This is a genomic window from Lysobacter sp. CCNWLW3 (assembly GCF_036697405.1).
In the GTDB taxonomy this organism is placed as follows: Bacteria; Pseudomonadota; Gammaproteobacteria; order Xanthomonadales; family Xanthomonadaceae; genus Lysobacter.
In genome coordinates, this window is record NZ_JBAHWA010000001.1 from 469,849 (window position 1) to 494,530 (window position 24,682).

The following is a 24,682-nucleotide window of genomic DNA, read 5'->3' on the forward strand; positions in this document are numbered from 1 at the left end:
CCGGGAGAGAGCCCATGTACAAAGATCTGATGATTCCGATGACCGGGACCAGCGCCGATGCCGACGCCCTGGCCCTGGCGATGGCGCTTGCGAAATCGCATGGGGCGCATCTGTCGGCCCTGGAAATAGTCGACCTGCCGATGCCGATGCTGCAGCCGTGGGGAATGATGCCCGACGCGGCCACCTACGCCGCGCATGCCAGCCTGCGCGAGCACGGCGCGGCGAACTTGGCTCGCCTGCAATCCCGGCTCTCCGCCGAGCCCGTGTCGTCGGAAGCCAAGCTGATCGAAGCCCTGTATTCGGAGGCTCCGCGAGTCGCGGCGAGGCAGGCCTACGACGCGGACCTGACCGTCGTCGCCGGCGCGATCGGCGACACTGCCGAATCCGTCGTACCGCACGCCTACTTCGTGAGTCTGCTGCTCGAATCGGGACGGCCGGTGATCGTGGTCCCGCCGCGCTGGGCGCCCACTGCCTTGGCGCGTTTCACCATCGCATGGCAGCCGACGCAGGAGGCCAGCCGCGCCATACACGATGCGCTGCCTTTGCTGCGCAATGCCGAACGCGTGGACGTCCTGACGATCGGCGAGGAATCCGCGCCGGAAGTGGAAGCATCGGGGCAGCGCATCGTGCGGCACCTCGGCCGCCATGGAATCGACGCTCACCGTGTCGTGCGTCCACGGCAAGGGCTGACGGTGGCCGCGGCGATCCTGCGGTGCGCCGGCGAAGTCCGTTCGCAGGCGTTGATCGCGGGCGGCTACGGCCATTCCCGACTGCGCGAATGGGTGCTGGGCGGCGTCACCAGGGAACTGCTGATCGGTGCCGACATTCCCCTCTTCTTCGGACACTGACATGACCGGCCATGTCGTCTATCCGCAGGGCCATCCCCTGATGCGCGATCCCATGCGCGTGAGGGGTCACGCACGCTGCGCGCTCGCCCGTGCCGCCACCGGCGTCCAGTCCCTGCGCCGCCAGCCGAGTCCCGGCGAAGGGTCGGCTTCGCGATCGCAGCAAGCGCTGATGCATGAGATCGTGCGCAGCCTGGAAATGCGTTTGCGCGACCTGGAGGCGGCTTACGCTGAACTCGAGCCCGGCCGCTGCGACGACCTGGCGGGCGCTTGGCAACGGTTCTTCGGCCGTTACGACGAGTTCCTGGACGCCTTGCGGCGGTGCCGAACCGAGATCGCCGGCGCACGGACCGCCTAGGCCGCCGCATGCGGCCAGCGCCCTTGCCCGCGATCGGCGCCCGCGCGTACCGCGGCAACCACTGGGGTCGGCGATCCGAGAGCTAGAAGCGCGCTGGGAGTGCGGGCGGTTACCGGCCGGCCATCCGTTCAGGCTCCGCCCTGGACCATCGCGCAAGGCGCGTTGGAGGTTTCCAACAAGCTGTCCACCCAGGGCTGCACCGCATTGCGGATCATGCGCCTGGCCGCCTCCAAGCAAAGCGAATGCGGGCTGACCGGCGACGGGGCCGAACCGGTGGCGGGCTCCAGCGCGTCGCTCGCCCCGTTCGCCAGGCACACCAGCTCGGGTTGCCGCTCGATGCGCGTCAGGCAGGCGTGCCGATGATTGCGCAGCACCGCCTCGGCCATCGCGCCGGGCAGCGCCCGGTGCTTCCACAGGTCGGACAAACCGAACTCGGCTTGCTGCGGTCCGTTCCCGCGTTCGTCGGCCAAGTGTAGCGACCCCTGCAGGCAGCCCATGGCCAGGCTCTGCGCGATCGTCTGGGCAACGACGGGCGAACGCGGGGACCCATACGCCAAGCCGAGGCCGTTCAAGGCATCGCCCAGGCCGATCAGCCCCACCCCGAGGCGCATGGGCAAGGCGTCGTCCGGCCCGAACCTCATGACGGCGTCGTCCAGCATCCTTACCGCGACGGCGGCCGCCGCGCTGAAACGCTGATGATCGAAGCGCGCCGCGCGGGTCCACGGATCGATCACGAATACACCCGCATTCACCACCGCGACGGGGTCGTGCATCGGCGGCACGGGCATGTCGGTTCCCGCGTATCGCAGCAGGCGGGGGTCCGGAAGTACTTGCCATTGCCCGAACGAGAAGGCGTATCGGCTGCGCCAGTACAAGCGCTCCTCCCCTTCCGACGCGGTCAGTGCCGCCGCGACCCGTTGCCAGGTCTCGTCGACCGTACGATCGTGCAAGCGGCCGGGGCTCCGCCAGCGAAAGCAGGTGTCCCACAGATCGACGGATCGCGGGTCGCTGAAGCGCGTTGCACGGCTCAAGGTGGATTCCTCGCGGCAGCTGCCGCCTTGCGTCCATGCCACTGTGTCCGCTGCCGCCCCGGCCCGTGTTGACGCGGATCAAGGCCAGGTCCGCGGCCCACCCCGCCTCCCCATCCCAGCCGCTCGTTACAAACCGTTACCGGCGGTTACCGCCATAGCATCATCCGGCCGGCCGATGCCTCTAGGCTCGAACTCACCTAGTCGCTGGAACGCCGCCATGTTGCTCGACCGCCTCTCCGCCTCGGACCTGACCGCAGCCACCAGCGAATGCGTGTTCCCGCCGCCGTATGCCAGCCAGGCACGGAGCCTCGAACAGCTGTTGCAGACCTGGCCGCTGCAGCGCCGCTGCGTGCACGCCAAGCAGCACGTGTTCCGCGCCGGCCAATCGCGGCATGCCCTGTATCTGGTCCACTCCGGTTTCTTCAAGACCGCCTTGATCAGCGAGGACGGCCGGGAAAAAATCACCGGTTTCCGGATGCGCGGCGACCTGCTGGGCCTGGACTCCCTGGACGTTCCGGCCTATGCCTGCGATGCCATCGCCCTGGATACCGGCGAGGTCTGGGAACTTCCGTACGCGCAACTGCGCGACCAGTTGCCGCAGTTCCAGGAACGGATCACCGCCCAATTGGCCGGCGAAATCCGCCGCGATTGGAACTGGATGCTGGTCTTGGGCACGCTCGGCGCGGATCAGCGCGTGATCACGTTCCTGTTCGATCTGGCATCGCGCCTGGAACGGCTGGGTTTCAGCCCCAGCCGCCTGCAGTTGCGCATGACGCGTGCCGAGCTCGGGAACTTCCTCTCCCTGACCCTGGAAACGGTGACGCGAGTGCTGTCGCGCCTGCAGACGCGCGGATTGATCGCCGTGTCCGGCCGCGAGATCCGCCTTCAGGACCGCGAAGGCCTGCGCAGCGTCCTGAATGGAAGCGCTGCCTGTCATTGAAACGCTAGCCGCCGGACAAGGCGCGCTCCACCGCCGCGTCCAGTTCCTCGCGCCGATAGGGCTTGCGCAACAGCTCGAAGGCGGCCGTCGCATCGGCCGGGCCGGCGACGTCCGTCTCGTATCCCGAGGTCAGCAGCACCGGCATATCCGGCCGCATGCGCCGCACGGCCATCGCCAACTCCTTGCCGTTCATCCCCGCGCCGAGCATGACGTCGCTGAACAGCAAGGCGATGGGTTCGCCCGCCGACAATCGCAACAAGGCCGCTTCGGCCGAGCCGACCGAGATCACCCTATAGCCCGAAGCGCGCAGGAACGCGACGGCGATGTCGCACACGGCCTCATCGTCCTCTACGACGAGCACGGTCTCGCCCTTGCCCGTCGGCCGCCCTGCGTCGGCCGGCGCCGGTGCGGCGGCGGCCGCTTGCGCCGCGGGCAGGAACAGTTCGACCCGTGTGCCGTACCCCAGGGTGCTGTCGATACGCAGGTGACCGCCGCTCTGCTTGGCGAAGCCGTACACCATGCTCAGGCCCAATCCGCTGCCGCGTCCGGCTTCCTTCGTCGTGTAAAACGGCTCCATCGCCCGAGCCAGCGTCTCGGGGGCCATGCCGCGGCCGGTGTCCGTGACGCTGATGCCGACATAGCGGCCCGCGGCCAGGTCGCCGGAGCTCGACGGGGCTTCCACCCGATGCGCGCGAGCCTCGATGGTGATCTCGCCGCCGTGAGGCATCGCATCGCGGGCGTTGAGCGCCAGGTTGACCAGCGCCGCGTCCAGTTGGGTCGGATCGACATAGGCCGGCGGCAGATCTTCGTCGAACAGCACCTGCAGACGGACGCTTTCGCCGAGAGTGCGCTTGAGCATCGACTCCACGTCCCGCAGCATGGCCGGTGCGTCGACCGCACGCGGCAGCAGGCGCTGCCGGCGCGCGAACGCCAGCAGCTTGCCGGTGAGCTCGGCGCCGCGGCCCACCGAACGCAGGGCGCTGGCGATGAGCTCGCTGGCCTCCGCCCTGTCTTCGCACTCCATTTCCAGCAACTGCAGACTGCCGGACATGACGGTCAGCAGGTTGTTGAAATCGTGAGCGATACCGCCGGTCAGTTGGCCGATCGCGTCCAGGCGCTGGGAATGGGCCAGCTGCTCTTCGGTCCTGCGCCGCTGAACGAAGGCCGCGATCAGATTGGCCACGGATTGCAACAGGTGCAAGGCGTCGTGATCGAAGTGCCGCGACTTCGACGACACCACCAGCAACGCACCCATCGGCCGGCCGCGATCCGACAGCGGCAGCAGCACCCCGCTACCCGACAGCGGCGCATGGACGGGGAAGCGGCCGCCGCCGGGATCGCGCTCCAGGTCGTCCGCGACCAAGGTCTCGCCCGCCTCTATTCGCTCCAACAGCGCCGCTTCGTCGATCCGTATCGGCGATCGCGAACCCGCGGTCATGGCGTCCAGGCCGGTCGAGGCCCGGGTTTCCACGGTCTGCCGATCGCTGGACACGAACACGATCGCGACCACCGGCGCATCCAGCGCGCCCGCAAGCAGCGCGGGCACGTGATCGACCACGCCCGACTCGTCCTGGGCTTCCAGCGCGAGTTGGCCGATCCTCGCGGCCAACGCGTCGTATCGCGCGCGCACCAGGGCCTGGCGCGCGCGCTGCGATTCGGAGATGTCGCGCACCGAGGCCAGATAGCGCAGGCCCTGGTCGTCCTCGAGCGGGCTCAAGGCGATCTCGACCGGAAACTGCCGCCCGTCCAGCCGTTGGCCGATCAGGCTTTGCCCGGTCACGCCCATCGGCCGGATGTGGGGGCGGTCCATATAGTGGGCGCGATGCTCCCGATGACGCTCGCGGGCCGATTCGGGAATGAGCTGCTCGATCGCGACTTGATTCAGGCCGTGGTGCGGATAGCCGAACAGGCGCTCGGCTTGCCGATTGGCCTGGACGATCCGGCCGCTGCGGTCGACCACGACCAGCGCGTCCGGAACGGCTTCGAACAGCCCCGGGAACAGGCTTTCCTCGCTCATGCGCTGCGCACCTGCGCCGCGAACAGGTAGCCCGCGCCCCGGACCGATTTGATCAGCTTCGGTTCGGCCGGGTTGCGCTCGATCTTCCGCCGCAGCCGGCCTATGGCGACATCGATGGTGCGGTCGAACGGACCGGCTTCGCGGCCATGCACGCTGGTCATCAAGCGATCGCGGCTGAGAACCTGGTGCGGATGTTCCAGCAACGCCTTGAGCAGTTCGAACTCGCCGGTGGTCAGCGGCACTTCTTCGCCGGCGACGTCGATCAGCCGTCGCGACGGCACATCGAGCTGGAAACCCTCGAACACCCAACCCTTCGCCGCGGGCGCGGGCGCCGACGCGGGCGCCGGCGCGCGGCGCATGACGGATCTGGCCCGCGCCAACAGCTCGCGCAAATCGAAGGGTTTGGCCACGTAGTCGTCGGCGCCCAGTTCCAGGCCGACGATGCGCTCCACCGCTTCTCCACGCCCGCTGACCACGATGACCGGCCCGCGCCATTGCGCTTGCAGGTGGCGCAACAGCAACAGACCGTCCTCGTCCGGCAGCCCAAGGTCCAGCAGGACGAGGTCCGGCGCTTGCGAGGCGATCAGTTCGCGGGCTTGCGCGGCGCTGGACGCCGCGATCACCCGGTAACCGTTCGCGCCGAAATAGCGCGACAGCAGCGCGACGATTTCGGCGTCGTCGTCGATCACCAGTAATCGCGGTGCTGAACCCGTCGAGGACGTCGCGTCGATGGCTTGGGGTGGCATGGCCGTCGCTGCACTCGAATTTTGCTGGGACAAGCATGGTCCGATCACGCTCTCCCCGCAAGCGTCCGCACCCGTTCGTCGGCGGGCGCGGACGCCTTTGATCTGGGTCAAAGCGCGCGATGGAGCCTGACCTAAAGTCCCGCCATCCCCCACCGAGGACGGACCATGAAGGGCAGCATGAGAGCGGCAGTGGCACGGCGCCTGGGCGAGCCTTTGATCATCGAACGTCGGCCCATCCCCGCACCGGGCCCGGGCGAGGTACTGGTCAGGATCCACGCCAGCGGCATCTGCCACACCGACCTGCATGCGGTGGACGGGGACTGGCCGATCAAGCCCACGCTGCCTTTCATTCCCGGGCACGAGGGCGCCGGCGTGGTCGCGGAGGTCGGCCCTGGCGTCGACCGACTGCGCGTCGGAGATGCGGTCGGCATCGCTTGGCTGCACGACGCTTGCGGCCAATGCGAGTACTGCATCACCGGCTGGGAGACCTTGTGCGAGCGGCAGCGCAACAGCGGGTACAACGTCAACGGCACCTTCAGCGAGTACGCGGTCGCTGCCGCGGCCTATGCCGTGCGCCTGCCGCAGAACTGCGATTTCGTCGCCCTCGCGCCGATCCTCTGCGCCGGCGTCACCAGCTACAAGGGCATTCGGGAAACCGAAGCGCGGCCGGGCGAGTGGCTCGTCGTCTCCGGCATCGGCGGCCTGGGCCATCTCGCGATCCAGTACGCGCAGGCCATGGGCCTGCGCGTGGCCGCCATCGACGTCAGCGATCGCAAGCTGGAATTGGCGCGCGCGCTAGGCGCGGAGATCGCCGTCAACGCCGACGACCCCGGCGCCTTGGAGGATATTCGCCGGGGTACCGGCGGCGGCGCCCACGGCGTCCTGGTCACCGCCGTCTCGGTCGCCGCGTTCGGCCAGGCGCTGGCAATGGTGCGCCGCAAGGGCACGATCAGCCTGGTGGGTCTGCCTCCCGGTGATTTTCCAACCCCCATCTTCGATGTCGTCCTCAAGCGGATCACGCTGCGCGGCTCGATCGTCGGCAATCGCCAGGATTTGAACGAGGCCGTGGCGATGGCCGCCGTCGGAAAAATTCAAGCGACGACCGAGCCTCATGCCTTGAGCCAGATCAACACGGTGCTGGACCGGCTGCGCGCGGGGACGGTGGAAGGGCGCGCGGTACTCGACATGAGCCTGCTGGCCTAGGTCGTCCGTGCCGTCCTATTGATCCGGGTCAATACCGCCGATGTTCGCGATGCCAGCCTACCGACATGCCCCTTCCGAGCCGCCGCCGTGTTTAAGGACTTCCTGCTGCCCCTGCTGATGGGCGATGTCCCGTCGCCGGTCGTCGAGACCGCCTGTGCGATCGCCAAGGCCTGGGAAGGACGGGTGATCGCATTGGTGGGCGTCAGCCAGATATCGCCCGTCGCGCAAGCTTGGGACTACTATCCGGAGGGGGTTTACGAAAGCATGCGCGACTGCGCGCTGGCGACCACCCAGCGGATCGCCGAAGCCGCCGATGCGCGCTTGCGCGGCGAAGGCGTGCCCTACGACATCCGCATGTCCGAGAACTATTGGGGCACTCCCTCGGAGATCGCCAACGAACACGCCCGCTACGCCGACGTCACCGTGCTGGGCATGGACGCTTCCGAACTGGAGACGCGCCATCGCATGTTCGCCGCGGTTTCGGCCGGTTCCGGGCGCCCGGTCCTCAGCGTGCAGACGTCCACGCCCCCCACCGCCTTCGGCCATGCGGTGATCGCTTGGAAGGCGTCGAAAGAATCGGCGCGCGCTTTGCACGACGCCCTGCCGTGGCTGCGTCGCATGGCGACGGTCGATCTGCTGACCGTCGAGGAGTCCTCGTCCAAGGTGCATCCGCTCGATGCCTTCCTGGGCAACCATCTGGAACGGCACGGCGTCCGAATCAGGCCGGTGCGCCGTTCGGCCGTCCATTCCAGCCCCGGATCCGAGATCGTCCATCACGCCGCCGAGAGCCGCGCCGACCTGATCGTTGCGGGCGCCTACAGCCATTCGCGGCTGGTCGAGCAGGTATTGGGCGGCACCACGCGCGACCTGTTGCGCAAGGCCCCGTGCCCGGTGCTGTTCGCTCACTGATACCGTTTCGCATCGATGCGCCCGGCCGATCGGCCGCGGACCACGGTTCTCATTCCGACTTGAACACGATGCGCGATGCGTCCGGCCGAACATCCGCTGCAAGCGCGCATGCCGGGCGCATCGAGCCCTTCCACTTCCACAGGATCGCGATCAAGAGCGCGTCGACGACGACCGCGAAGACGCTGGCCTCCGGGCCGAAGGCGCCGCCGGTCACCCATTGCGGGCGGTCCAGCAACTGCGGCTGGAACCAACCCGCATGCGCAAAGCCGCTGACGTCGAAACCCAAGAGGTAGCCCTGCGTCCAGTTCCAGCCCAGGTGGATGCCGATCGGCAGGGCCAGGCTGCGCGTGCGCAGATAGGCCAGGCCCAACAGGATCGCACCCAGGAACAGCTCGATCGTGGCCCAGACCAGGGTGGCGCCCTGCATGTCCGGATTGCCCCAATGACTGCTGGCGAACAGCAACCCCAAGCTCAGCTGCGCGATCCACACACCGACGCCGGCGACCATGCGCTGGAACACGAAGCCGCGGAACAGCGTTTCCTCGAACAAGGCCACGAACAGGAAGACGTAAACGCCGTAGGCGAGCAGGCCCAGGCTGCGCGCCGGATCCAGTTGCAAGCGCACGCCGCCGGCCGCCCAGATCATCGCGACCGCCAGCGCGGCCGTGGCCAGGCCGAGAAAGCAGCCCAGGCCCAGCTCCCGCAGCCAACGCCCGTTCAGGACGTAGCCGATGCTGGACAGGGGCTCCTTGCGCAGGCGCACGCAGATCCAGGTCACCAGCAGCAGGAAGAGCAGGCGCAAGGGTTCCAGGGCCTCCAGCGGCGCACCCCAGGCCTGCAGGGCGCGGCTCAGCGGCGTGTAGGCGAAACGGCTGGCCAGCATCAGGGCGAGGAAGATCAGGATCCACCAGCCGTTGCGCACGCGTCCGTTCGAATCGAGGAATAGGCGTTTCATGGTGGCCTCAGGGCGGTTGGCGGCGGCACGCGCATGCGGTCGAGCGCCGTGCGATTAGGCGCTTATGCATATATCTTCATATGAAGATACTCGATGTAAACATTATCCATCTGGACGCGCAACTGGCAGCCGTCACGGGCCAAAGATCGCCGATATCCCGCGCAATCGATGCGTCAACGGCCGACGCAAGGCCAGGGCTCAAACGCAAGCAGGCCGACCGCGGATCGCCCAGGCGACCGCGGCGCAAGGAGTAATGCCGACCGGCGGCCCGCGCAGCGGCGAACCGCCGCGCTAGCGCCACGTCCCGATCCGGGCCTCGGGGCCGCTCAGCGGCCGGCGGCGGCCTCGCACAGACGCGCGATCACCGCGGCGCCCTCCTCCGCTGCCCGGTCGTCGGCCGGCGAGAACTCGGTCAGGGTCAGGCCGACCAATTCGCCGGCCTCGGCGATGCGGCGCACCAGGGCGACCGCGTCGTCGATGCGGAGATCGCCGTCGGTGTAGGCCAGGTACGGAAACTCGCTCGGCTCCAGCACGTCCAGGTCGAAATGGATGTGCACCGGCCCGCTCGGCAGCCGCCGCGGATCGAGGGTCCGCAGATCCAGTTCGCGCTGCAGGGCCCAATCGCCCTCGTCGCCGACGTGGATGCCGAAGTAGCGCAAACGCGCCGGCTCTATCGGCGCGCCCAGGAGCGCGCGCATCGGGGCGGGCGCGCGACCGAGGACGGCCGCGACCGGCATGCCGTGGAAGCTGCCGCTGGGCGAGGTCTCGGGCGTGTTGCCGTCCAGGTGGGCATCGATCCAGATCACGTCGAGCCCGGGATGGATACGATTCAAATAGTCGATCACGGCGATGTCGACCGCGCAGTCGCCACCGGCGGTCAGCACGCGTTTGGCGCCCGAACCTGCGAGCACTGCCTGGGCGGCGCGGAACTGATCGAGGATCGCGTTCCAGCGCCGGACGCCGTGGGCGTCGCCCTCGGCGTCGCTCAAGGGCACTTGCGCCAGGGGCGCGTAACGGCCGCAGACCGCGGCGGCGGCCGCGGCGCCGCGCGCGAGGTTGTGGTGCCGCCCTGAACCCTGCCATTGCGGATAGGCCAGGGCCAGGTCGAACGCTTCGGGGGTGACTTGCATCGGTTTCGCTCCTTCCGGATCCGTGGTCGCACACCGGCCGCGGCCGGATCCTCCCGCCACCGTGTCCCTTGGGTTGCCGCAGCCGCCTACTTGCAGGCGTCGTACACCATGTCGTTCAGGGCCCGGCGCGCGTCGTAGCCCACGTCGTCGTTGTTCTGGCGCAGGACCGACTCCCGCCGCGCCTTGGCCGCCGCGCAAGCGTCGATCGGCGTCGGCGATGGGCCGTAGGCGCTGCCGGCCCGGGGCCGGTCGGTGCCGGCCAAGCGCGATAGATACCGGGAATCGGCTTCGCCTTGTTTACGCCGATAGTGGCGCCGCCACAACTCGTCGGTGCCGGGCGGCGGCGCCGGCGTGGCGTCCCAGGATTTCAGCGCTTTCTGCGTCGCCGCGCAAGGCTGGCTCTGGTAGCTGACCGCCCCGCCCTTGCCCACGCACTTGTGCACGCTCTGGCCCTGGACCGCGCCGGCGAACGCCAGCAACAGGCATGCGAGTCCGATTCGCATACATCCCCCCGGTTGACGGGTAGAGGCTAGCAAACCGGCGGCTTGCGGACAGCGGCGCACGCACCAGCGGCCGGCGCCGCAACGCCGGGCGGGCGCCGGACGTGGTGCGGTGGCCGTTCGCCCGGGACGACGCGATACTGCGTCCGACGCCATACCCGGAGCTATGCATGCGCTGCCTCTTGTTATCGATCTTGCTGCTGCCTGTGTGCGCCGGCGCCGCCGAAGCCACGCCGGACCAGGTGGTCTCGACGCTATGGCGCGCCTCCTCCAACGAGGCCGGGGGCAGCGCGGACCTGGCGGCGCTGCAACGGCTGTTCCATGAGGACGCGGTGGTGTTCGGCGGCCGTTACAAGGACGGGGCCGCGAGCGTCCGGCGCTGGTCGGGAGCCGACTTCCTGAAGCACTACCAGGGCATACGCGAGCAAGGCTTCCATGAATGCGAAGTCGCGCGCGTGCTGCATGCCTACGATCGCTTCGCGGTCGCCTATAGCGTGGTCGAATCCAGGGCCGACAAGAGCGCGGTGAAGCCGGATTTCGTTGGCGTCAACAGCGTCCAACTCTACAAGACGGGTTCGCAGTGGCAGGTGCTGTCCCTGTACTACCACGTCGAGAAGCCGGGGCTGCCGATTCCGCTGGACGGCGGCCGCTCGGGAAAGTGCATCGACTGAGGCGCCAGCGCGTGGCCCCAGGCGTATCGACCTGCCGCTTCAGTCCGGCAGCAAGGACCAAGCCGACCCCAGCAGGGCGAAGCGCATCGGCTTGAAACCCTTGCCGCTGGCGGATGTGTGGAACGCTCCGTCGCATTCGACCGCGCCGCTGTCGCGGTCCAGGTCGCACGACGCCAGTTCATCCAGGACCAGGCCCGTCGCGAACTCGCGATACTCCGCGGCGCGCTTCGCATCCGCCTGCCGTTCGGCCAGACCGAGCAGGTGCTCGCGTACCAGTTCCTGGGCCTGTGCCAGGCCCGGTTGCGGCGCCGCGATGTCGGCTTGCTTGACCAGTCGCCAATGCGGGCCGTCCAGACGGAAGCGCAGGGCCTGGTAGCCGTCGCGCATCAAGCTCTCGAGCTTGACGATGCAGGTGGTCTGCTCAGGGTCCACCGGCTGACAGCCCTGCACGGCCGAGAGCGTTATCGACTCCTGCAAGGCCCCGATCAAGGGCGACGCCGATTCCCTGCCGGCGCCGGCCGTCTCCGCAGCGAGCGCGAGACGCAGGGCCGCATTGGCCTGATCCAAAGTCGGCGCCGGCTCAACAGCGAAAACCTGGGCCGAGGCCATCAGCAGAAGGCAGCAGGCGTAACGGTACGGGTAAGCGACGGACGACATCCGAGCAGCCGATGGCGGACGAAGCCCGCGGGCTGGGTAGTCTAAGGTTTGCGCCGTTCGCGGACGAAGGCCGCCGTCGCATCGCCTTGCGTTGCAAAGTTCCGGTCGGCCGCCAGCCTGTCAAGCCTCATGAGTTCACCGCCGTCCGGCCTAGCCGGTGCGGCATCGCCGTATCTTGGCGACGCTACTATGCAGGCGCAGTACGGCCCGCGGATTCCCGCGGACTCCCCAATGCCCGACCCACCATGGACTGTGCCATGCGAGCCACGCTCCTGCTCCTGACGACCGCCTCCGCGCTTCTGCTCACTGCCGCCACGCCGGCCCGGCGCGCGCCGGAGATACGCCTCGGCGACGTCGACCGCTTTTATGCGATCTACGACCAGGCCGGCGGCAAACCCAGCGCCGAGCAATTGCAGCGCTATCTGGATCAGGGCAGCCCTGGCCTGATCGAGTTCGCGCGGATGCGCCGGACCACCGGCGAGCGCATCGCCGCCGCGATCGCCGAGCGCCCCGCGCTGTACGCCAATGCCAAGCGCTGCGTGGCCGTGTTGCCGGCGGTGGAAGCCCGTCTGGACAAGGCCCTGACCAAGCTGGGCGAGTTCTATCCGCCGGAGCGCTTTCCGCCGGTGACGCTGGCGATCGGACGCGGCAAACCGGTCGGCACGGCGAATGCCAACGGCGTGATGATCGGGCTGGAATCGCTGTGCGCGGTCGACTTCCTCAATCCGAATCCCGAGGACCGCTTCGTGTACGTGATCGCGCACGAGTACGCGCACGTGTTGCAGCCGGCGGCGCAGGAGGAGCACCCCGACACCACGGTGCTCAAGGCCTCGCTGATCGAAGGCGGCGCGGAGTTCGTGGGCGAGCTGATCTCCGGCTCGGTCAGCTACGGGCATCTGCAAACCGCCACCCGCGGCCGCGAACTGGAGCTGGAAACCGCGTTTCTCGCCGACCTGGATCAAAAAGCCGAAGGTTCGGCCTGGCTGTACAACGGCATGGGCACGCCCGAGCGTCCCGGCGATCTGGGCTATTGGGTCGGCTATCGCATCGCCAAGGCCTACTACCGGCAGGCCAAGGACAAGAAGGCCGCGGTGCGCGAAATCATCGAAATCGACGATGCGAAAGGCTTCCTGGCCAAGAGCGGATGGAAGCCGGGGATGAAGCTCGATTGAAGCATCGAGGGGCGTTCGCGCGCAGCCCGTCGTCACGGCCCGGGCCGGCTGTGACAGCCGGCCTGCCGCGCTCCGGCGACAGCATAGGATTCACGCAGATCGTGTGCGCTCCCTGGCCCAAGCCCGGAGGGCGATGAGGCCTGTCGCCGGGAAGCGCGCGTCGACGCAGGCGCAGGCGCATCCGCGACCGGCGACCGGCGAACGGCGGGCGTTCTCGCCTCAGCGCCGGAAAAACGAGGCCTGCAGGAAACGCATGCCGGCCAGGATCTGGGCGACGCGCTCGCCGGACAGACTGCCGATGCGTTCGCCCAGGCGGCTCTTGTAGATCGTCGAGACTTGCGAAACCACCACCACGCTCCGCTTGCCCAGATCGCCCTCGCCCGGATCGAGCAGGACGTTGCCCGGCTCGCTTGCGCGCTTCAGGTTGGAGCTCAGGGCGCAGACGACCACGGTGCCGATGCGCGAGTGATTGAAGACGTCGTCCTGTACGACGACGTGCGGATGCGGCGAACCCGGGATCGCGCCCTTGCTGGGATCGGGCGGCAGCCAGAACAGATCGCCCTGGCTGACCACGCCCAGGTAGGGCTCGCGATTGGCGTCGGGGTCTCGATCCATGTGCTGCATTACCGGTGCGGGCTGCGTGAGGAAGCGCCGGCCGCCGATGGGGCGCGCCCGACGCCGAAGGATACAAGGGCGAGGCGGTGCCGGTGGAAGCGACCGCCGCCCCGCCCTGCCCCGCGGGCTCGCTGCGCGATGGCGAGGCATCGCGCGCCATGAACTTCCGCTAGGCTCTGCGCAAACCCAGGAAGGCGCACGATGCGGGCGATCGACAGCACTTACGGCTCCAACGAGGACGGGCTGATCTGGGGCTACCGGTTTCCGCCCGGCCAGGCCGCGCAGGCCATCGGCACCGACGCGGTGCCCGCGTTCCTCTCCGCCCAGGGCGAGACGCCGACCGGCGAGTTCCTGTGGCTGCATTTCTCGCTCTCCAACCAGGGCGCGGAACGCTACCTGCGACGCGTGCTGGACCTGCCCGAGGCTTTCTTCGAGTCGCTGGGCAGCCAGGTCGGCTCGACCCGGCTGGAGCAGGACGACGACGCCCTGATCGCGGTGATCCACGACGTCCTGTTCGAATCCAGCTTCGACGCCTCCGAGGTCGGCACCACCAGCCTGTGCATCAATCCGCGCCTGATCGTCAGCGCGCGCCTGCGCCCGCTGCGTTCGGTCGACCGGCTGCGCGCGGCGGTGCGTGCGGGCCAGCCCTTCCGGTCGCCGGTGGAATTGCTCGCCCACCTGCTGCGCGACCAGGCCAATGTGCTCAGCGATATCCTGCGCAAATCGACCTTGCGCGTGGACGGGATCGAGGACCGCCTGCTCGCCAATCGCATCGCCAGCGACCGCACCGAGCTGGGTTCTCTGAGGCGATCGCTGGTGCGTCTGCAGCGCCTGATGGCGCCGGAGCCGACGGCGCTGTTCCGGTTGTTGAACCGCCCGCCGGCCTGGGTCGGCCGCGACGATGTGCAGGACCTGCAGCAGGCGGCCGAAGAATTCTCCACCGCGATCGGCGACTCGGCCGCGCTGGTCGAACGCGTGAAGCTGATCCAGGAAGAGCTGGCGGCGCTGGTCAACGAGCAAACCGGCCGTAGCCTGTTCGTGTTGACCGTGGTCACGGTGCTGGCGCTGCCGGTGAATCTGGTCGCCGGCCTGTTCGGCATGAACGTCGGCGGCGTTCCGCTGTCGGAGCACGGCCACGGCTTCGCGATCGTGGTGACGGCCCTGGTGGTGCTGACGGCGGTGCTGGCCTATCTGGCGTTCGGCCGCAATCGGGATTGAAGCGGCGGCCTGCCGCGCCGCTCAGCGGATCGGGAAATCGTAGGCCGTGTCGGGCGCGGGTTCGGGCTTGTAGGTGTAGTGCCACCACTCCAGGGGATAGTTGACGAAACCCTCGCGCGCCATCGCGGCCAGCAGGCGTTGGCGGTTCTCGCGCTGGGCGGGGCTGGCGCCGGGCCAGTCGGTGTGGGCGGAGATGTCGAAGTAGTCGAAGGGCGTGCCCATATCCAAGGGCGCGCAGGCCGCCGGATCGCCCACGGGCGCGCAACGCATCAGGGTGATATCCAAAGTGGCGCCGCGGCTGTGGCCGGAGGTCGGCGAGATGTAGTCGCCGAGCAAGGCGCTCTTGTCGAGCCTGGGGTAGTAGGCGGCTTTGGTTGATTGGTCGCCCAGGTCGCCGGCCCAGGCGACGAAATCGCCGACCGCGCGCGCCGGCCGGTAGCAATCGAAGACCTTCAGGCGCAGGCCCTCGCGGCGCAGCGCCCGCTCGACCCGCTGCAACGCCTGCGCGACCGGACGCAACAGGTAGCAACGCGCGGCGCCGTAACCCAGCACCGGGCGGCCGACGAAGTTGTCGGAAGTGGCGTAGCGGATTTCCTGGGCCAGATCGGGCACCAGTTCGCGCATGTCGACCATGCCGGCCGCGTCCGGATCGGCCGCGGGCGAGAGCCGCGGCGCGACCGCGGATGCCGGAGGAGGAGGCGGCGGCGAAGACACGCAGGCCGACAGGGCCAGTGTCAGCAACAGGACCGGTGCGATGCGCATGGACGCCAACATAGCCGACCAGGCCCGCGACCGCAGCGGCGGCGTCGCGGGCATGGCCGGCCGGCCTGGCTCAGTACACCGCGAAGTCGGCGCGGCAGCCGTTGTCGACCCAGATCGTGTTGCGCTCCACGCCCCAGTTCTGGCCGTATTGGCAATAGGTCTTGCTGAGCTGGCGCTGCACCTCGACGTGGCCGCGGCCATAGAACGGGCAGCGCACGTAGTTGTTGTCGTTGGACTCGCAACGCACGGTATTGCTGGGCTGGTAGTAGTTGCCGCCGTTGTAGCGATCGTCGTCGTAATAGCGGTCGCGATCGCGGTCCTTCTTGTTCTTGTTGGCCAGGATCGCCGCGCCGATCAGGCCGACCACCACCGCGCCGGCGATGGCGTTGGAATTGCCGCTGCCGGAGGACTGGTAGTCGCCGACGTTGAATTCGGCGCGGCAACCGTTGGTCACCCAGACCCGATTGCGGTCGTAGCCCCAGGTGTCGTTCTGCCAGCAGCCCGAGGAGCTGAGCTGGCGCGACAAGGTGACGCCGCCGCGGGTGTCGACCGGGCAGCTCTTGTACTGGCCGTTGCTGGATTCGCAGCGCAGGGTTTGGCCCGCGTGGGCGCTCTGGCCCAACGAGGGCAGGACCAGGGCGAGGACGAGGACGCTGCTGACGATTCGTTTCATGCTCGTCTCCTTCACTTCGCGGCCCGGCGGGCCTGGGCCAGGGCGTCGAGTTCGGCACCGGCCAGATGGCCGTCGCGATCGGTATCGAAGCCGTCGAATACCGGCCGCAGCGCGTCGCCGTAGGCGTCCATGGTGATCTCGTGCTGCGGGTTCTCGGCGCGCGCGGTGGGCACCAGATGCGCGGGGATCTCGGCGCCGCGCAGCACGCCGTCGCGGTCCGCGTCGGCCTGGGCGAAGCGGCGGATCATGGCATTGCGATATTCCTCGAACGAGAGCTTGCCGTCGCCGTCGCGGTCCATGCGCTTGAGCAGGCCCTCGGGGGTGACGGCGACCGGCTCGCCCTGGTTCTGCGCCGGCGCCAAGGGACTGGCGCACAGCAGCGCGACAGCGGCCAGCGATATGCATCGTTTCATGCGGTTCTCCTGGGGAACGGACGAAAACGCCGCCGGCCGCGTGGGCCGCGCGGTTGACGATGGAACGACGATGGCTGGGCGGTTTTCCTTCTCCTCATGAACGGCATCCTGGCGGTTCGGCGGACGATGGGCTCAGCGTTTGCCCGGTATCGACAAGCTGGGTGGATGAGCGACATGCGACATCGAAGCCCGGGCCGGCGCCAGTCCGATCGGCGCGGCCAGCTGCCCGGCCCGACCGGCAGCGAATGCGCGGACCAATCCCCTGGCCCTGGCGGGCCCGATGCGGCGGCCTTGCGACGTTGCAGTACGGACCATGGATCGCCCCTGCCGCTGCGATCCCCGAACTAATAGTGCATCAACCGTTAGCAAAGCATATACGCGCCGCCGCTACCGATCGGCGGAGGTGGCCACGCCCGCGCGAGGCGTGAACGTCGTCACGTCCGGCCGCGGCCGGCCTGCCGCGGCGACTATTTACAGGCCTCGAAGACCGCGTCGTTGAGCGCGCTGACCAGTTCGTAGTCGCGTTCCAGGCCGACCGCGGCCAGCTTGCGCTCGCGACGCTCGCGCGCGGCGTCGCAGTCGCGCCCGCCGCCCAACCGGATCGCGTAGGCGCGCGCGCGGCTCGGGCGGTCGGTACGGGCCAGGCGCGACAGATAGCGCGACTCGGCTCGTCCGCGTTGATGGTCCTGCCGGCGGCGGGCCAGTTCGGCCGCATCCGGGGGCGGCTCCGGAGTGACCTCCCAGACGCGGGCGGTGGCGGCTGCGCCGCAGGGTTCGGATTGGTAGCTGACGGGGGCGGAACGGGCGACGCATTTGTACAGGCTGGCCGCGTCGACAGCGGTCGGCAGGAGCAGCAATAGCGAGCACAGGGCGTAAACGGGCATGGCGATCGTCCTTGATCCATGCGGCATGGGCCGCGCGGTGGGGCGATCAGATTGATCGGCGGGGATCGCCGGCGCCATGGGACTGACGCGCGAATCGGATTCGGAACAAGGGCCTTCGCGGCGTAGGAAACGCCCTATCCGAACCGCCCTGTCCCGCGATCGTTTCCTCGCCTTGACGGGCACGCCTCAATCAGGTTTCCGATGCCGCCTGCGCCCCGCTTTCGACGCATGGCCGTCAGCCCTCAGCGAAGCCGACGCCCCCTTGCCACCCGCCTCAAGGCGTGGCCGCAGCCTTGGCCGGCAAGCGCGAGGCATGGCTGGCCACCATCACCCAGCCTTGCGGGCCGCGCACATAGGTGTCGGTGAACTGGAAGTCGGCCGCGAAGGCCTGACCTTCGGACACGCCCTTGACGGTGGTGATGCCCAGCGCGATCGCGGTGTCGTTGCCGTAGTAGCGCAGGCGGGTGCCGTGGTTGCGGAACACCTCGTAGGTGGTCACGCCCTTGGCGAGTTCGGCGACCTCGTCGTCGCGGCTGGTGATCTTGCCGTTGGACGCGACCAGGGTGAAGGCCGGGTCCAGGTGCTTTCCGATCCAGTCCGCATCCTCGGCTTCGTAGGCGGCGCAGATATCGCGTTCCAGCTGCAGGATGGCGCGCTCGTCGGCGCTGCGGTCGGCGGCGGCGACGGGCGCGGACAGGCCCAGGGCGATGGACAGCGGCAGCAGCGAGTACAGGCGCATTGCGGGTTCCTTGCAGGATCGGTGGCGAGGGGCGCGGACGGCGCCCGTCGCGCAGCATGCCCCGTAGGCGCTGCGCAGGCTGCGCCTATCTTGCGGATTCGCGCGCGCTCAGCGGCCGATGCCGTGCGGTTCGATCACGCCGGTGGCGATGCCGGCCGCGACCAGGGCGATCAGGGCCACCGACAGCACGATGCGGCGGGTGAGCGCATTGACGGTGCGCTTGCTCTCGCCGTGGTCGACCAGCATGTAGTACAGGCCTGCGCCGAGGTTCCAGACGATCAGGCTCAGGAAGGCGACGATGAACAGCGTTTTCATTCGGGTTCCATGCCGGCGCGGCCGGCGACGTGGCGGGCCCGCGAGACGCCGCGGGCGGCGGCGGGCTCAGGCGTCCGCGGCGGCCGCACGCCAGCGCGGCAACAGCCGCAGGCGCAGCAGCAGGGCCGCGGTCATGACCAACAGGAACAGGCCGTAAGCGACCGAGGTCGCCAGCACCTGCTTCCAGATCGCGCCCGCGTTGGGATCGGCGTTGTGCATCGACCAATGCATGCCCCAGCCGGCCAGCAAGGTCGCCAGCAGCAGCGCGCCGCTGTCGAACAGAGTGCGTGCGGCCAGACGCGGCTGCTTCGGGTAGGCCCAGTACAACCAGGCCAGGATCGAGAACCAGGGCACGAACAGGATCAGCGCGAGGTTGAGTTCGACCTGCGGGTTCATGGCGGCGGCGAGCATCGACGGCGACTCTGAGGGGTGGAGGCCATGCTGCGCCGACCATATCAGTTTCGCCAGAATCAGAAATGAGATAAAAAACCATATCAGTTGAGCCTGCGCGGCCCGCCCCACCGCGCCCGGAGCCCCGCCGTGAAGCGCTACCAAGCCCTGGCCGACGACATCGCGGCCTCGATCCGCGATGGCCTGCTGCGCCCCGGTCAGCGCCTGCCCTCGGTGCGCCAGGCCAGCGCGGCGCGCGGGATCAGCCCGGCGACGGTGTTCCAGGCCTATTACCTGTTGGAGGCGCGCGGCCTGGTCAGGTCGCGCGCGCGCTCGGGCTATTACGTGAGCCGCCCGAGTTCGGTGCTGCCGCCGGAGCCGGATGCGGCCTCGCAGCCCGATGGCGAGTCGCGCGCGGTCGACGTCTCCGAGCTGGTGTTCGAAGTGCTGGAATCGGCGATGGCGCACGACGTGGTGCCGCTGGGCTCGGCCTTCCCGAGCCCGCTGCTGTACCCGCTGCAGAAGCTGGGCCGGGCGATGGCCTCGGCGGCGGTGCATCTGGACCCGTGGAGCACGGTCGACGATCTGACCCCGGGCCAGGCGGCGCTGCGGCGCCAGATCGCGCTGCGCTATCGGATCGACGGCCTGCAGATCGGCGCCGACGAGATCGTGGTCACCAACGGCGCGCTGGAAGCGCTGAACCTGTGCGTGGCGGCGGTGACCCGCCCCGGCGATGCGGTGCTGGTGGAGTCGCCCTGCTTCTACGCGGCGCTGCAATCGCTGGAGCGCCACGGCCTGCATGCGATCGAAGTGCCCACGCACCCGCGCGACGGCATCGATCTGGAAGCGATGGCCGTGGCGATCGAGCGCCACCGTCCGCGCGCGTGCTGGCTGATGACCAATTTCCAGAACCCGCTGGGCAGCGCCATGCCCGACACGAAGAAACGCGCCCTGGTCGAACTGCTGACCCGCCACGGCGTGCCGTTGATCGAGGACGACGTCTACGGCGAGCTCTACTTCGGCGAGCGCCGGCCGACCCCGGCCAAGGCCTACGATCGCGAGGGGCTGGTGATGCACTGCGGTTCCTTTTCCAAGAGCCTGGCGCCGGGCTATCGGGTCGGTTGGGTCGCGCCCGGGCGCTACGCGCGCGAGATCGCGCGACGCAAATTGACCGCGACGCTGAGCACCTGCGTGCCGGCGCAGTTGGCGATCGCGCATTACCTGGAAAAAGGCGGCTACGACCGGCACCTGCGGCGCCTGCGCGCGGCGCTGTCGGCGCAGCAGGCGCAGTATCTGGCGGCGGTGGCGCGGCACTTCCCCGAAGGCACGCGCGTGACCCGCCCAGCCGGCGGCTACTTCCTCTGGATCGAACTGCCCGAGGGCGGCGACGCGTTGCGCGTCTACCAGCGCGCTTCGGCCCTGGACATCAGCATCGCGCCGGGGCCGATGTTCTCGGTGCGGCGCGGTTTCGGCCATTGCCTGCGCCTCAACTGCGGGCATCCGCTGGATGCGCGCGTGGATGCGGCGCTGGCGACGCTGGGGCGGTTGGCGGGCGACGATGCCTAAATCGTTGTTTGCGGCCGATCGCGGGGTGGAGCCGGCATTCGCCCAGCCCCCACGGCTCGCCGTCGATTCGTGCAGCTGCGGCTGCGGCAGCGCGCGGCGGAACCCGATGCCGATGTTCCGCTACGCACTGCCGTTCGTGCCCCGCTTAGGCGATCAAGCCTCGGCGACCCGCACTACCAGCTTGCCGAAGTTGCGGCCCTCGAGCAGGCCGGCGAATGCGGCCGGCGCCTGCTCCAGCCCCTCCACGCGATCCTCGCGCAGCTTGACCAGGCCGGCGGCATACCACTGGTCCATGTCGCGACGGAAGGCCTGGTAGCGATCGGCATAGTGGTCGAGGATCACGAAGCCCTGCATGCGGATGCGCTTTTGCACCAGCATCGTGCTCAGCTGCGGCAGGCGGTTCGGACCCGGCGGCGGCTCTGCTTCGTTGTAGTGCGCGATCACCCCGCAGACCGGCACGCGCGCGCCGATGTTGAGCAGCGGCAGCACGGCTTCGAACACATCGCCGCCGACGTTTTCGAAGTAGACGTCGATGCCGTCCGGGCAGGCGTCGACCAGGCGCTGCGCCAGCTCCGGCTCGCGGCGGTCCAGGCAGAGGTCGAAGCCGAGTTCCTCCACCGCGTAGCGGCACTTGTCGGCACCGCCGGCGATGCCGACCACGCGTGCGCCCTTGAGCTTGGCGATCTGTCCGACCATGGCGCCGACCGCGCCGGTGGCCGCGGCCACGACCACGGTTTCGCCAGGCTTGGGCTGGCCGATGTCGAGCAGGCCGACGTAGGCGGTGAAGGCCGGCATACCCAGGCCGCCCAACGCCAGCGAGGGTTGCGCCATGTCGCCCAGCGCGACCAGGTCGCTGCCGTCCGACAACGCGTAGTCCTGCCAACCGGCGTTGCCCAGCACCAGGTCGCCGGCTCGGAATTGCGGATGCCGCGAAGCGACCACGCGATTGACGGTGCCGCCGGCCATGGGCTCGCCCAGCCCGACCGAAGGCGCGTAGGTCGGGCCGATCTCGTTCATGAGCTGGCGCATGTAGGGATCCAGCGACAAGTACAGGGTGCGCAGCAACAACTGGCCTTCATCGGGCGCAGGCACTGGCGCTTGGTCGAGACGGAAGTCCTGCGGCGTCGGGACGCCGCGCGGACGGGCGGCCAGGACGATACGGCGGTTGACGGTGGCGCTGGAGGACATGGTCTTACTCCGGGGTGGGGTTGAGGGACGGCTCGCGGGGAAAGGCCCCTGCACGGCAGGCATCGCGGGCCGGAAGCGCAATCAACTAGACCGGTCGTCTAGATGGCGGGCGTGAAAAAAGCGGGATCGCATGCGCGGCTCCCGCCTCAGATGTACAGCTTGAGACCGAGCAGCTGGCGGGTGCCGACCAGGGCCATGTCCAGGGGCGCGCGGTCGCGGGTGATCTTGGCCAGCAGGCTGGCGCCCAGCCAGTTCTGATAGAGCGCGGCCGCGGCGGCCTGCGGATCCGTCGGCGCTGCCGGCAGCGAGCCGTCCGCCCTGCCCGCGTCGATGCAGGCGGCCAGGCGCGCGATGATCGCGCCGGTCCCCTGCGCCAGCGCCGCGCGCATGCTTTCGGACAGGTCGCAGACTTCGGCGCCCAGCTTGACCACCAGGCAGCGGCTTTGCGCCTGCTCGCCGGTCTGCGAATCCAGCCAGTCGTGGAAGTAGGCCTGCAACCGCTGCGCTGCCGTGCCGGGGGCGTTCAACAAGGCGTCGATATGCGCCAGATACTCGTTGAAATAGTTCTCCAGCAAGGCCTCGCCGAAGGCCTCCTTGGAGCTGAAGTAGTGATAGAACGACCCCTTCGGCACGCGCGCGGCGGCCAGGACTTCGGCCAATCCCACCGCGGTGAAACCCTTGCTCAGCAGCAGGGGATGGGCGACATCGAGGATGTGTTGGCGGACGTCGGCGACGGCGGAGACAGGGTTCATAGGGCAGGATCCTAGATCCAATTAGACCGGTCGTCTAGTGCCGACCGCGGGATCGCTGCGTTGCATCAATGCGGCGCATCGACCGACGCTCTGCCCGCTGCAAACCTGCGCAAAGCTTCCAATTCACCATCGAGACGGTGCGCCGCAAGCCGGGGGCTGCGCCCAGCCGTGCCGCGCTCAGCGCAAACCGCGCAGCCGGGCCAGGATGCGGCGCTCGAAACGGTCCAGACGGCTGCGTTCCACACTCTCCGCACGGTACAGCGACAACAGATCCAGACGGCAGCGCGGCGCGCAGGTGCCCAGCAGAGCGCGCGCCAGCACGCGTCGCACCGGTCTGCGCAGCAACAGCCAGTCCACCCACCACGGCGAGCCCAACGTGGTGATCGCGATGGTGCGGCGCAGCCCATGCAACGCCGGCTTGATCGCGCTCAGATCCGCCGCGTGGTGATAGGCATGCCCCGGCGCCCAGACCCGGTCGAACCAGCCCTTGAGCATGGCCGGAAAACCGAACCACCAGGTCGGAAACACCAGCACCAGGGCTTCCGCCGCGCTCAAGCGCGCCAGTTGCGCGCGCACCGCGCTGTCGTCGTAGGCGCCGACGTCGTAATAGGAACCGCGCTCGCGCGCACTCAGTGCGGGTTGGAAACCTTCCGCGTACAGCGATTCGGTCTCGACCTCATGGCCGTCGGCGATCAGGGCGTCGATCACCAAACGCGACAAAGAGGCGCACAGGCTGTCCTGCAGCGGATGCGCGACGACGACCAGACATTTCACGGCTGCGTTCCTTGCGTTGCGCGATGCGTACAGCGTCCAGGCTAACCAAGCGCAGGCGGGATGCCGATCCGTCTATGGTCGTAGATCGCGCATAATTTATGCGCATATCGTATGTAGTTTGCGTGCTGTCCGAAACGGCACGGATGTGAAGGTCGCGTCGATAAGCTGAACGCTTTGTCAAAACGCCTCACACGCGCAACGCGACGTTGCGCACGGTTAACGCGTCCGCTCCTAGATTCGCCCGGCACAGGAACGGGGGGATTACGGTGTTCAAAGTGTCGTTGAGGGAGCACGCGCTGATGAGCGTGCTGGTGGGTCTGCAGCGGGGCGTGCAGCCCGAGACCAGCCATCTGAAACATTGCCTGGTCGAAGAAGGCCTGGCCCTGAATCGCGAGGGCCGCCTGTGCCTGTCCGATGCCGGCAGTACCTTGCTGCAGGGCCTGCAGCACATGCTCTGGGCGGAAGTCGAAGCGCTGCAGCAAGTACTGGCCAATCGCAGCGCGGCGGCGGCGCAGGGACAGGCTCGCCCCCTATCCCAGGACTAGGCGGCGAACCGGGATTGCTCGAATCCTGCCGCGCCGAAGCGATGGCGCGCCGACGGCTAACCGTCGGCGCGCCACCGATCATGCCGTGGCGCGTTCCTTGCGGCCCAGCCACCAGGCCATCGCGGCGCCGGCCAGCAGCCAACCGATCACCTGCTCGGCCAGGGCCGCCAGGGTGAAATCGAGCGGGAACAGATACCAGTTCCAATACGGCACGCTGAGCGCGAACCAGGCGAACAAGGCCATGGCGCCGGCGATCAGCACGCGCCGGCCGAAACTGCGCGCGGCCAGCGCCATCACCCAGGCGGCCAGCAGCGCGCCCAGCAGGCAGCTCAGGAGCTGCTTGCCCAGGTTCGGCCCCATGCTCATCAGCGCCGGATTGCCGCCGGGCTGATAGATCACGAAGGCGTAGGCCTTGCCCTGGTTCTCGGCGATGAAACTCTTCATCGCGGCTTCGTTGCCCCACTTCTCCGGCGCCATGCTCGGGTACATGTACACGCCCTCGCCCGCCGCGGACTGGCTGAGCGCGCTCAGCACCGCGTCCTGCTGGGCGGGCAACTTCATGCCCGCCTCGCCGATCGGCAGCACCATGTGCGCGACGGCGCCCCAGATGAACATCACGATCGCGCCGATGATGCCGGTTACCAGTATCCGCATGGCAGTAATCCTCCCCAAATAGGTCAGTGGGTTCCCCGAACCCGTAGCGCGAGCTTGCGC

At 68.6% G+C, this 24,682-nt stretch carries 29 protein-coding genes; 10 read left to right on the forward strand and 19 right to left on the reverse strand.

Annotation, left to right across the window (positions count from 1 at the left end):
- The first annotated feature begins 14 nt into the window (after window positions 1-14).
- Together V1318_RS02130 and V1318_RS02135 are read left to right on the forward strand one after the other, a co-directional pair.
- Window positions 15-848: a universal stress protein gene (locus V1318_RS02130; protein ID WP_332937304.1), complete on the forward strand. Its 834-nt coding sequence runs from the start codon at window positions 15-17 to the stop codon at window positions 846-848.
- A gap of 1 nt (window position 849) precedes the next feature.
- The gene (locus V1318_RS02135; RefSeq protein ID WP_332937305.1) at window positions 850-1,203 is read left to right on the forward strand and encodes a hypothetical protein; all 354 of its coding nucleotides are present in this window, start codon (window positions 850-852) and stop codon (window positions 1,201-1,203) included.
- 128 nt (window positions 1,204-1,331) lie between these two features.
- Here the strand turns inward: V1318_RS02135 and V1318_RS02140 are convergent, their stop codons facing one another.
- Window positions 1,332-2,234 carry a hypothetical protein gene (locus V1318_RS02140; protein WP_332937307.1) on the reverse strand — a complete coding sequence of 301 codons (903 nt, stop codon included), beginning with the start codon at window positions 2,232-2,234 and terminating at the stop codon, window positions 1,332-1,334.
- 217 nt (window positions 2,235-2,451) lie between these two features.
- Between V1318_RS02140 and V1318_RS02145 the strand changes: the two genes are divergently transcribed.
- Window positions 2,452-3,174, forward strand: coding sequence for a helix-turn-helix domain-containing protein (locus V1318_RS02145; protein WP_332937310.1), 723 nt, complete (start codon window positions 2,452-2,454; stop codon window positions 3,172-3,174).
- 4 nt (window positions 3,175-3,178) lie between these two features.
- On the opposite strand, the gene V1318_RS02150 is transcribed toward V1318_RS02145, so the two are convergent.
- Window positions 3,179-5,191, reverse strand: coding sequence for a PAS domain S-box protein (locus V1318_RS02150; protein WP_332937312.1), 2,013 nt, complete (start codon window positions 5,189-5,191; stop codon window positions 3,179-3,181).
- Window positions 5,188-5,880, reverse strand: coding sequence for a response regulator transcription factor (locus V1318_RS02155; protein WP_332937313.1), 693 nt, complete (start codon window positions 5,878-5,880; stop codon window positions 5,188-5,190). The genes V1318_RS02150 and V1318_RS02155 overlap by 4 nt, the downstream gene beginning before the upstream one ends.
- Window positions 5,881-6,102: 222 nt before the next feature.
- Between V1318_RS02155 and V1318_RS02160 the strand changes: the two genes are divergently transcribed.
- A complete protein-coding gene (locus V1318_RS02160) occupies window positions 6,103-7,140 on the forward strand; it encodes a zinc-dependent alcohol dehydrogenase (protein ID WP_332937315.1) in 1,038 nt (345 codons plus the stop codon).
- A gap of 87 nt (window positions 7,141-7,227) precedes the next feature.
- Window positions 7,228-8,049 carry a universal stress protein gene (locus tag V1318_RS02165; RefSeq protein WP_332937316.1) on the forward strand — a complete coding sequence of 274 codons (822 nt, stop codon included), beginning with the start codon at window positions 7,228-7,230 and terminating at the stop codon, window positions 8,047-8,049.
- A 49-nt stretch (window positions 8,050-8,098) separates the two neighbouring features.
- On the opposite strand, the gene V1318_RS02170 is transcribed toward V1318_RS02165, so the two are convergent.
- The 3 genes from V1318_RS02170 to V1318_RS02180 all read right to left on the reverse strand — a co-directional run bounded on the left by V1318_RS02170 (window position 8,099) and on the right by V1318_RS02180 (window position 10,613).
- Window positions 8,099-9,004, reverse strand: a complete 906-nt coding sequence (locus tag V1318_RS02170) for a type II CAAX endopeptidase family protein (protein ID WP_332937317.1) — start codon at window positions 9,002-9,004, stop codon at window positions 8,099-8,101.
- Between the two features lie 326 nt (window positions 9,005-9,330).
- Window positions 9,331-10,134 (reverse strand): arginase family protein, encoded by an 804-nt coding sequence (locus V1318_RS02175; RefSeq protein ID WP_332937320.1) that lies wholly within the window; start codon window positions 10,132-10,134, stop codon window positions 9,331-9,333.
- Window positions 10,135-10,220: 86 nt separating this feature from the next.
- A complete protein-coding gene (locus tag V1318_RS02180) occupies window positions 10,221-10,613 on the reverse strand; it encodes a DUF4124 domain-containing protein (RefSeq protein ID WP_332937321.1) in 393 nt (130 codons plus the stop codon).
- A gap of 191 nt (window positions 10,614-10,804) precedes the next feature.
- On the opposite strand from V1318_RS02180, the gene V1318_RS02185 reads away from it, so the two are divergent.
- Window positions 10,805-11,305, forward strand: a complete 501-nt coding sequence (locus V1318_RS02185; protein WP_332937323.1) for a hypothetical protein — start codon at window positions 10,805-10,807, stop codon at window positions 11,303-11,305.
- 39 nt (window positions 11,306-11,344) lie between these two features.
- Here the strand turns inward: V1318_RS02185 and V1318_RS02190 are convergent, their stop codons facing one another.
- Window positions 11,345-11,962 carry a hypothetical protein gene (locus V1318_RS02190; RefSeq protein WP_332937324.1) on the reverse strand — a complete coding sequence of 206 codons (618 nt, stop codon included), beginning with the start codon at window positions 11,960-11,962 and terminating at the stop codon, window positions 11,345-11,347.
- A gap of 257 nt (window positions 11,963-12,219) precedes the next feature.
- Between V1318_RS02190 and V1318_RS02195 the strand changes: the two genes are divergently transcribed.
- Window positions 12,220-13,134 (forward strand): DUF2268 domain-containing putative Zn-dependent protease, encoded by a 915-nt coding sequence (locus tag V1318_RS02195; RefSeq protein ID WP_332937326.1) that lies wholly within the window; start codon window positions 12,220-12,222, stop codon window positions 13,132-13,134.
- Between the two features lie 219 nt (window positions 13,135-13,353).
- Here the strand turns inward: V1318_RS02195 and V1318_RS02200 are convergent, their stop codons facing one another.
- Complete coding sequence (locus V1318_RS02200; RefSeq protein WP_332937327.1) at window positions 13,354-13,749, reverse strand: type II toxin-antitoxin system PemK/MazF family toxin; 396 nt, start codon at window positions 13,747-13,749, stop codon at window positions 13,354-13,356.
- Window positions 13,750-13,950: 201 nt separating this feature from the next.
- Here V1318_RS02200 and V1318_RS02205 point away from each other — a divergent pair, with 201 nt between their 5' ends.
- Complete coding sequence (locus V1318_RS02205; protein WP_332937328.1) at window positions 13,951-14,967, forward strand: transporter; 1,017 nt, start codon at window positions 13,951-13,953, stop codon at window positions 14,965-14,967.
- A gap of 21 nt (window positions 14,968-14,988) precedes the next feature.
- On the opposite strand, the gene V1318_RS02210 is transcribed toward V1318_RS02205, so the two are convergent.
- From V1318_RS02210 to V1318_RS02240, 7 genes are all read right to left on the reverse strand, one after another.
- Entirely contained in the window at window positions 14,989-15,729 is a 741-nt protein-coding gene (locus tag V1318_RS02210) for a M15 family metallopeptidase (RefSeq protein ID WP_332937330.1), read from the reverse strand.
- A gap of 70 nt (window positions 15,730-15,799) precedes the next feature.
- On the reverse strand, window positions 15,800-16,402 hold the full coding sequence (locus V1318_RS02215) for a DUF3011 domain-containing protein (protein ID WP_332937331.1): 603 nt from the start codon (window positions 16,400-16,402) through the stop codon (window positions 15,800-15,802).
- 11 nt (window positions 16,403-16,413) lie between these two features.
- Complete coding sequence (locus tag V1318_RS02220; RefSeq protein ID WP_332937332.1) at window positions 16,414-16,815, reverse strand: EF-hand domain-containing protein; 402 nt, start codon at window positions 16,813-16,815, stop codon at window positions 16,414-16,416.
- A gap of 467 nt (window positions 16,816-17,282) precedes the next feature.
- Complete coding sequence (locus V1318_RS02225; RefSeq protein WP_332937333.1) at window positions 17,283-17,699, reverse strand: hypothetical protein; 417 nt, start codon at window positions 17,697-17,699, stop codon at window positions 17,283-17,285.
- Window positions 17,700-17,973: 274 nt separating this feature from the next.
- Window positions 17,974-18,438 carry a nuclear transport factor 2 family protein gene (locus V1318_RS02230; RefSeq protein ID WP_332937334.1) on the reverse strand — a complete coding sequence of 155 codons (465 nt, stop codon included), beginning with the start codon at window positions 18,436-18,438 and terminating at the stop codon, window positions 17,974-17,976.
- Window positions 18,439-18,546: 108 nt separating this feature from the next.
- Window positions 18,547-18,753 (reverse strand): twin transmembrane helix small protein, encoded by a 207-nt coding sequence (locus V1318_RS02235; protein ID WP_332937336.1) that lies wholly within the window; start codon window positions 18,751-18,753, stop codon window positions 18,547-18,549.
- A gap of 66 nt (window positions 18,754-18,819) precedes the next feature.
- The gene (locus V1318_RS02240) at window positions 18,820-19,164 is read right to left on the reverse strand and encodes a hypothetical protein (RefSeq protein ID WP_332937338.1); all 345 of its coding nucleotides are present in this window, start codon (window positions 19,162-19,164) and stop codon (window positions 18,820-18,822) included.
- A 129-nt stretch (window positions 19,165-19,293) separates the two neighbouring features.
- Between V1318_RS02240 and V1318_RS02245 the strand changes: the two genes are divergently transcribed.
- Window positions 19,294-20,709, forward strand: coding sequence for a PLP-dependent aminotransferase family protein (locus V1318_RS02245; protein WP_332937339.1), 1,416 nt, complete (start codon window positions 19,294-19,296; stop codon window positions 20,707-20,709).
- Between the two features lie 153 nt (window positions 20,710-20,862).
- Here V1318_RS02245 and V1318_RS02250 read toward each other — a convergent pair whose 3' ends face one another.
- The 3 genes from V1318_RS02250 to V1318_RS02260 form a co-directional block, all read right to left on the reverse strand.
- Entirely contained in the window at window positions 20,863-21,897 is a 1,035-nt protein-coding gene (locus tag V1318_RS02250; protein ID WP_332937341.1) for an NADP-dependent oxidoreductase, read from the reverse strand.
- Between the two features lie 146 nt (window positions 21,898-22,043).
- On the reverse strand, window positions 22,044-22,649 hold the full coding sequence (locus tag V1318_RS02255) for a TetR family transcriptional regulator C-terminal domain-containing protein (RefSeq protein ID WP_332937343.1): 606 nt from the start codon (window positions 22,647-22,649) through the stop codon (window positions 22,044-22,046).
- A gap of 177 nt (window positions 22,650-22,826) precedes the next feature.
- Entirely contained in the window at window positions 22,827-23,423 is a 597-nt protein-coding gene (locus V1318_RS02260; RefSeq protein WP_332937345.1) for an NAD(P)H-dependent oxidoreductase, read from the reverse strand.
- Between the two features lie 299 nt (window positions 23,424-23,722).
- Between V1318_RS02260 and V1318_RS02265 the strand changes: the two genes are divergently transcribed.
- Window positions 23,723-23,968 (forward strand): hypothetical protein, encoded by a 246-nt coding sequence (locus V1318_RS02265; RefSeq protein WP_332937347.1) that lies wholly within the window; start codon window positions 23,723-23,725, stop codon window positions 23,966-23,968.
- A 78-nt stretch (window positions 23,969-24,046) separates the two neighbouring features.
- Here V1318_RS02265 and V1318_RS02270 read toward each other — a convergent pair whose 3' ends face one another.
- Entirely contained in the window at window positions 24,047-24,622 is a 576-nt protein-coding gene (locus tag V1318_RS02270) for a hypothetical protein (protein ID WP_332937349.1), read from the reverse strand.
- Window positions 24,623-24,682: the final 60 nt, after the last annotated feature.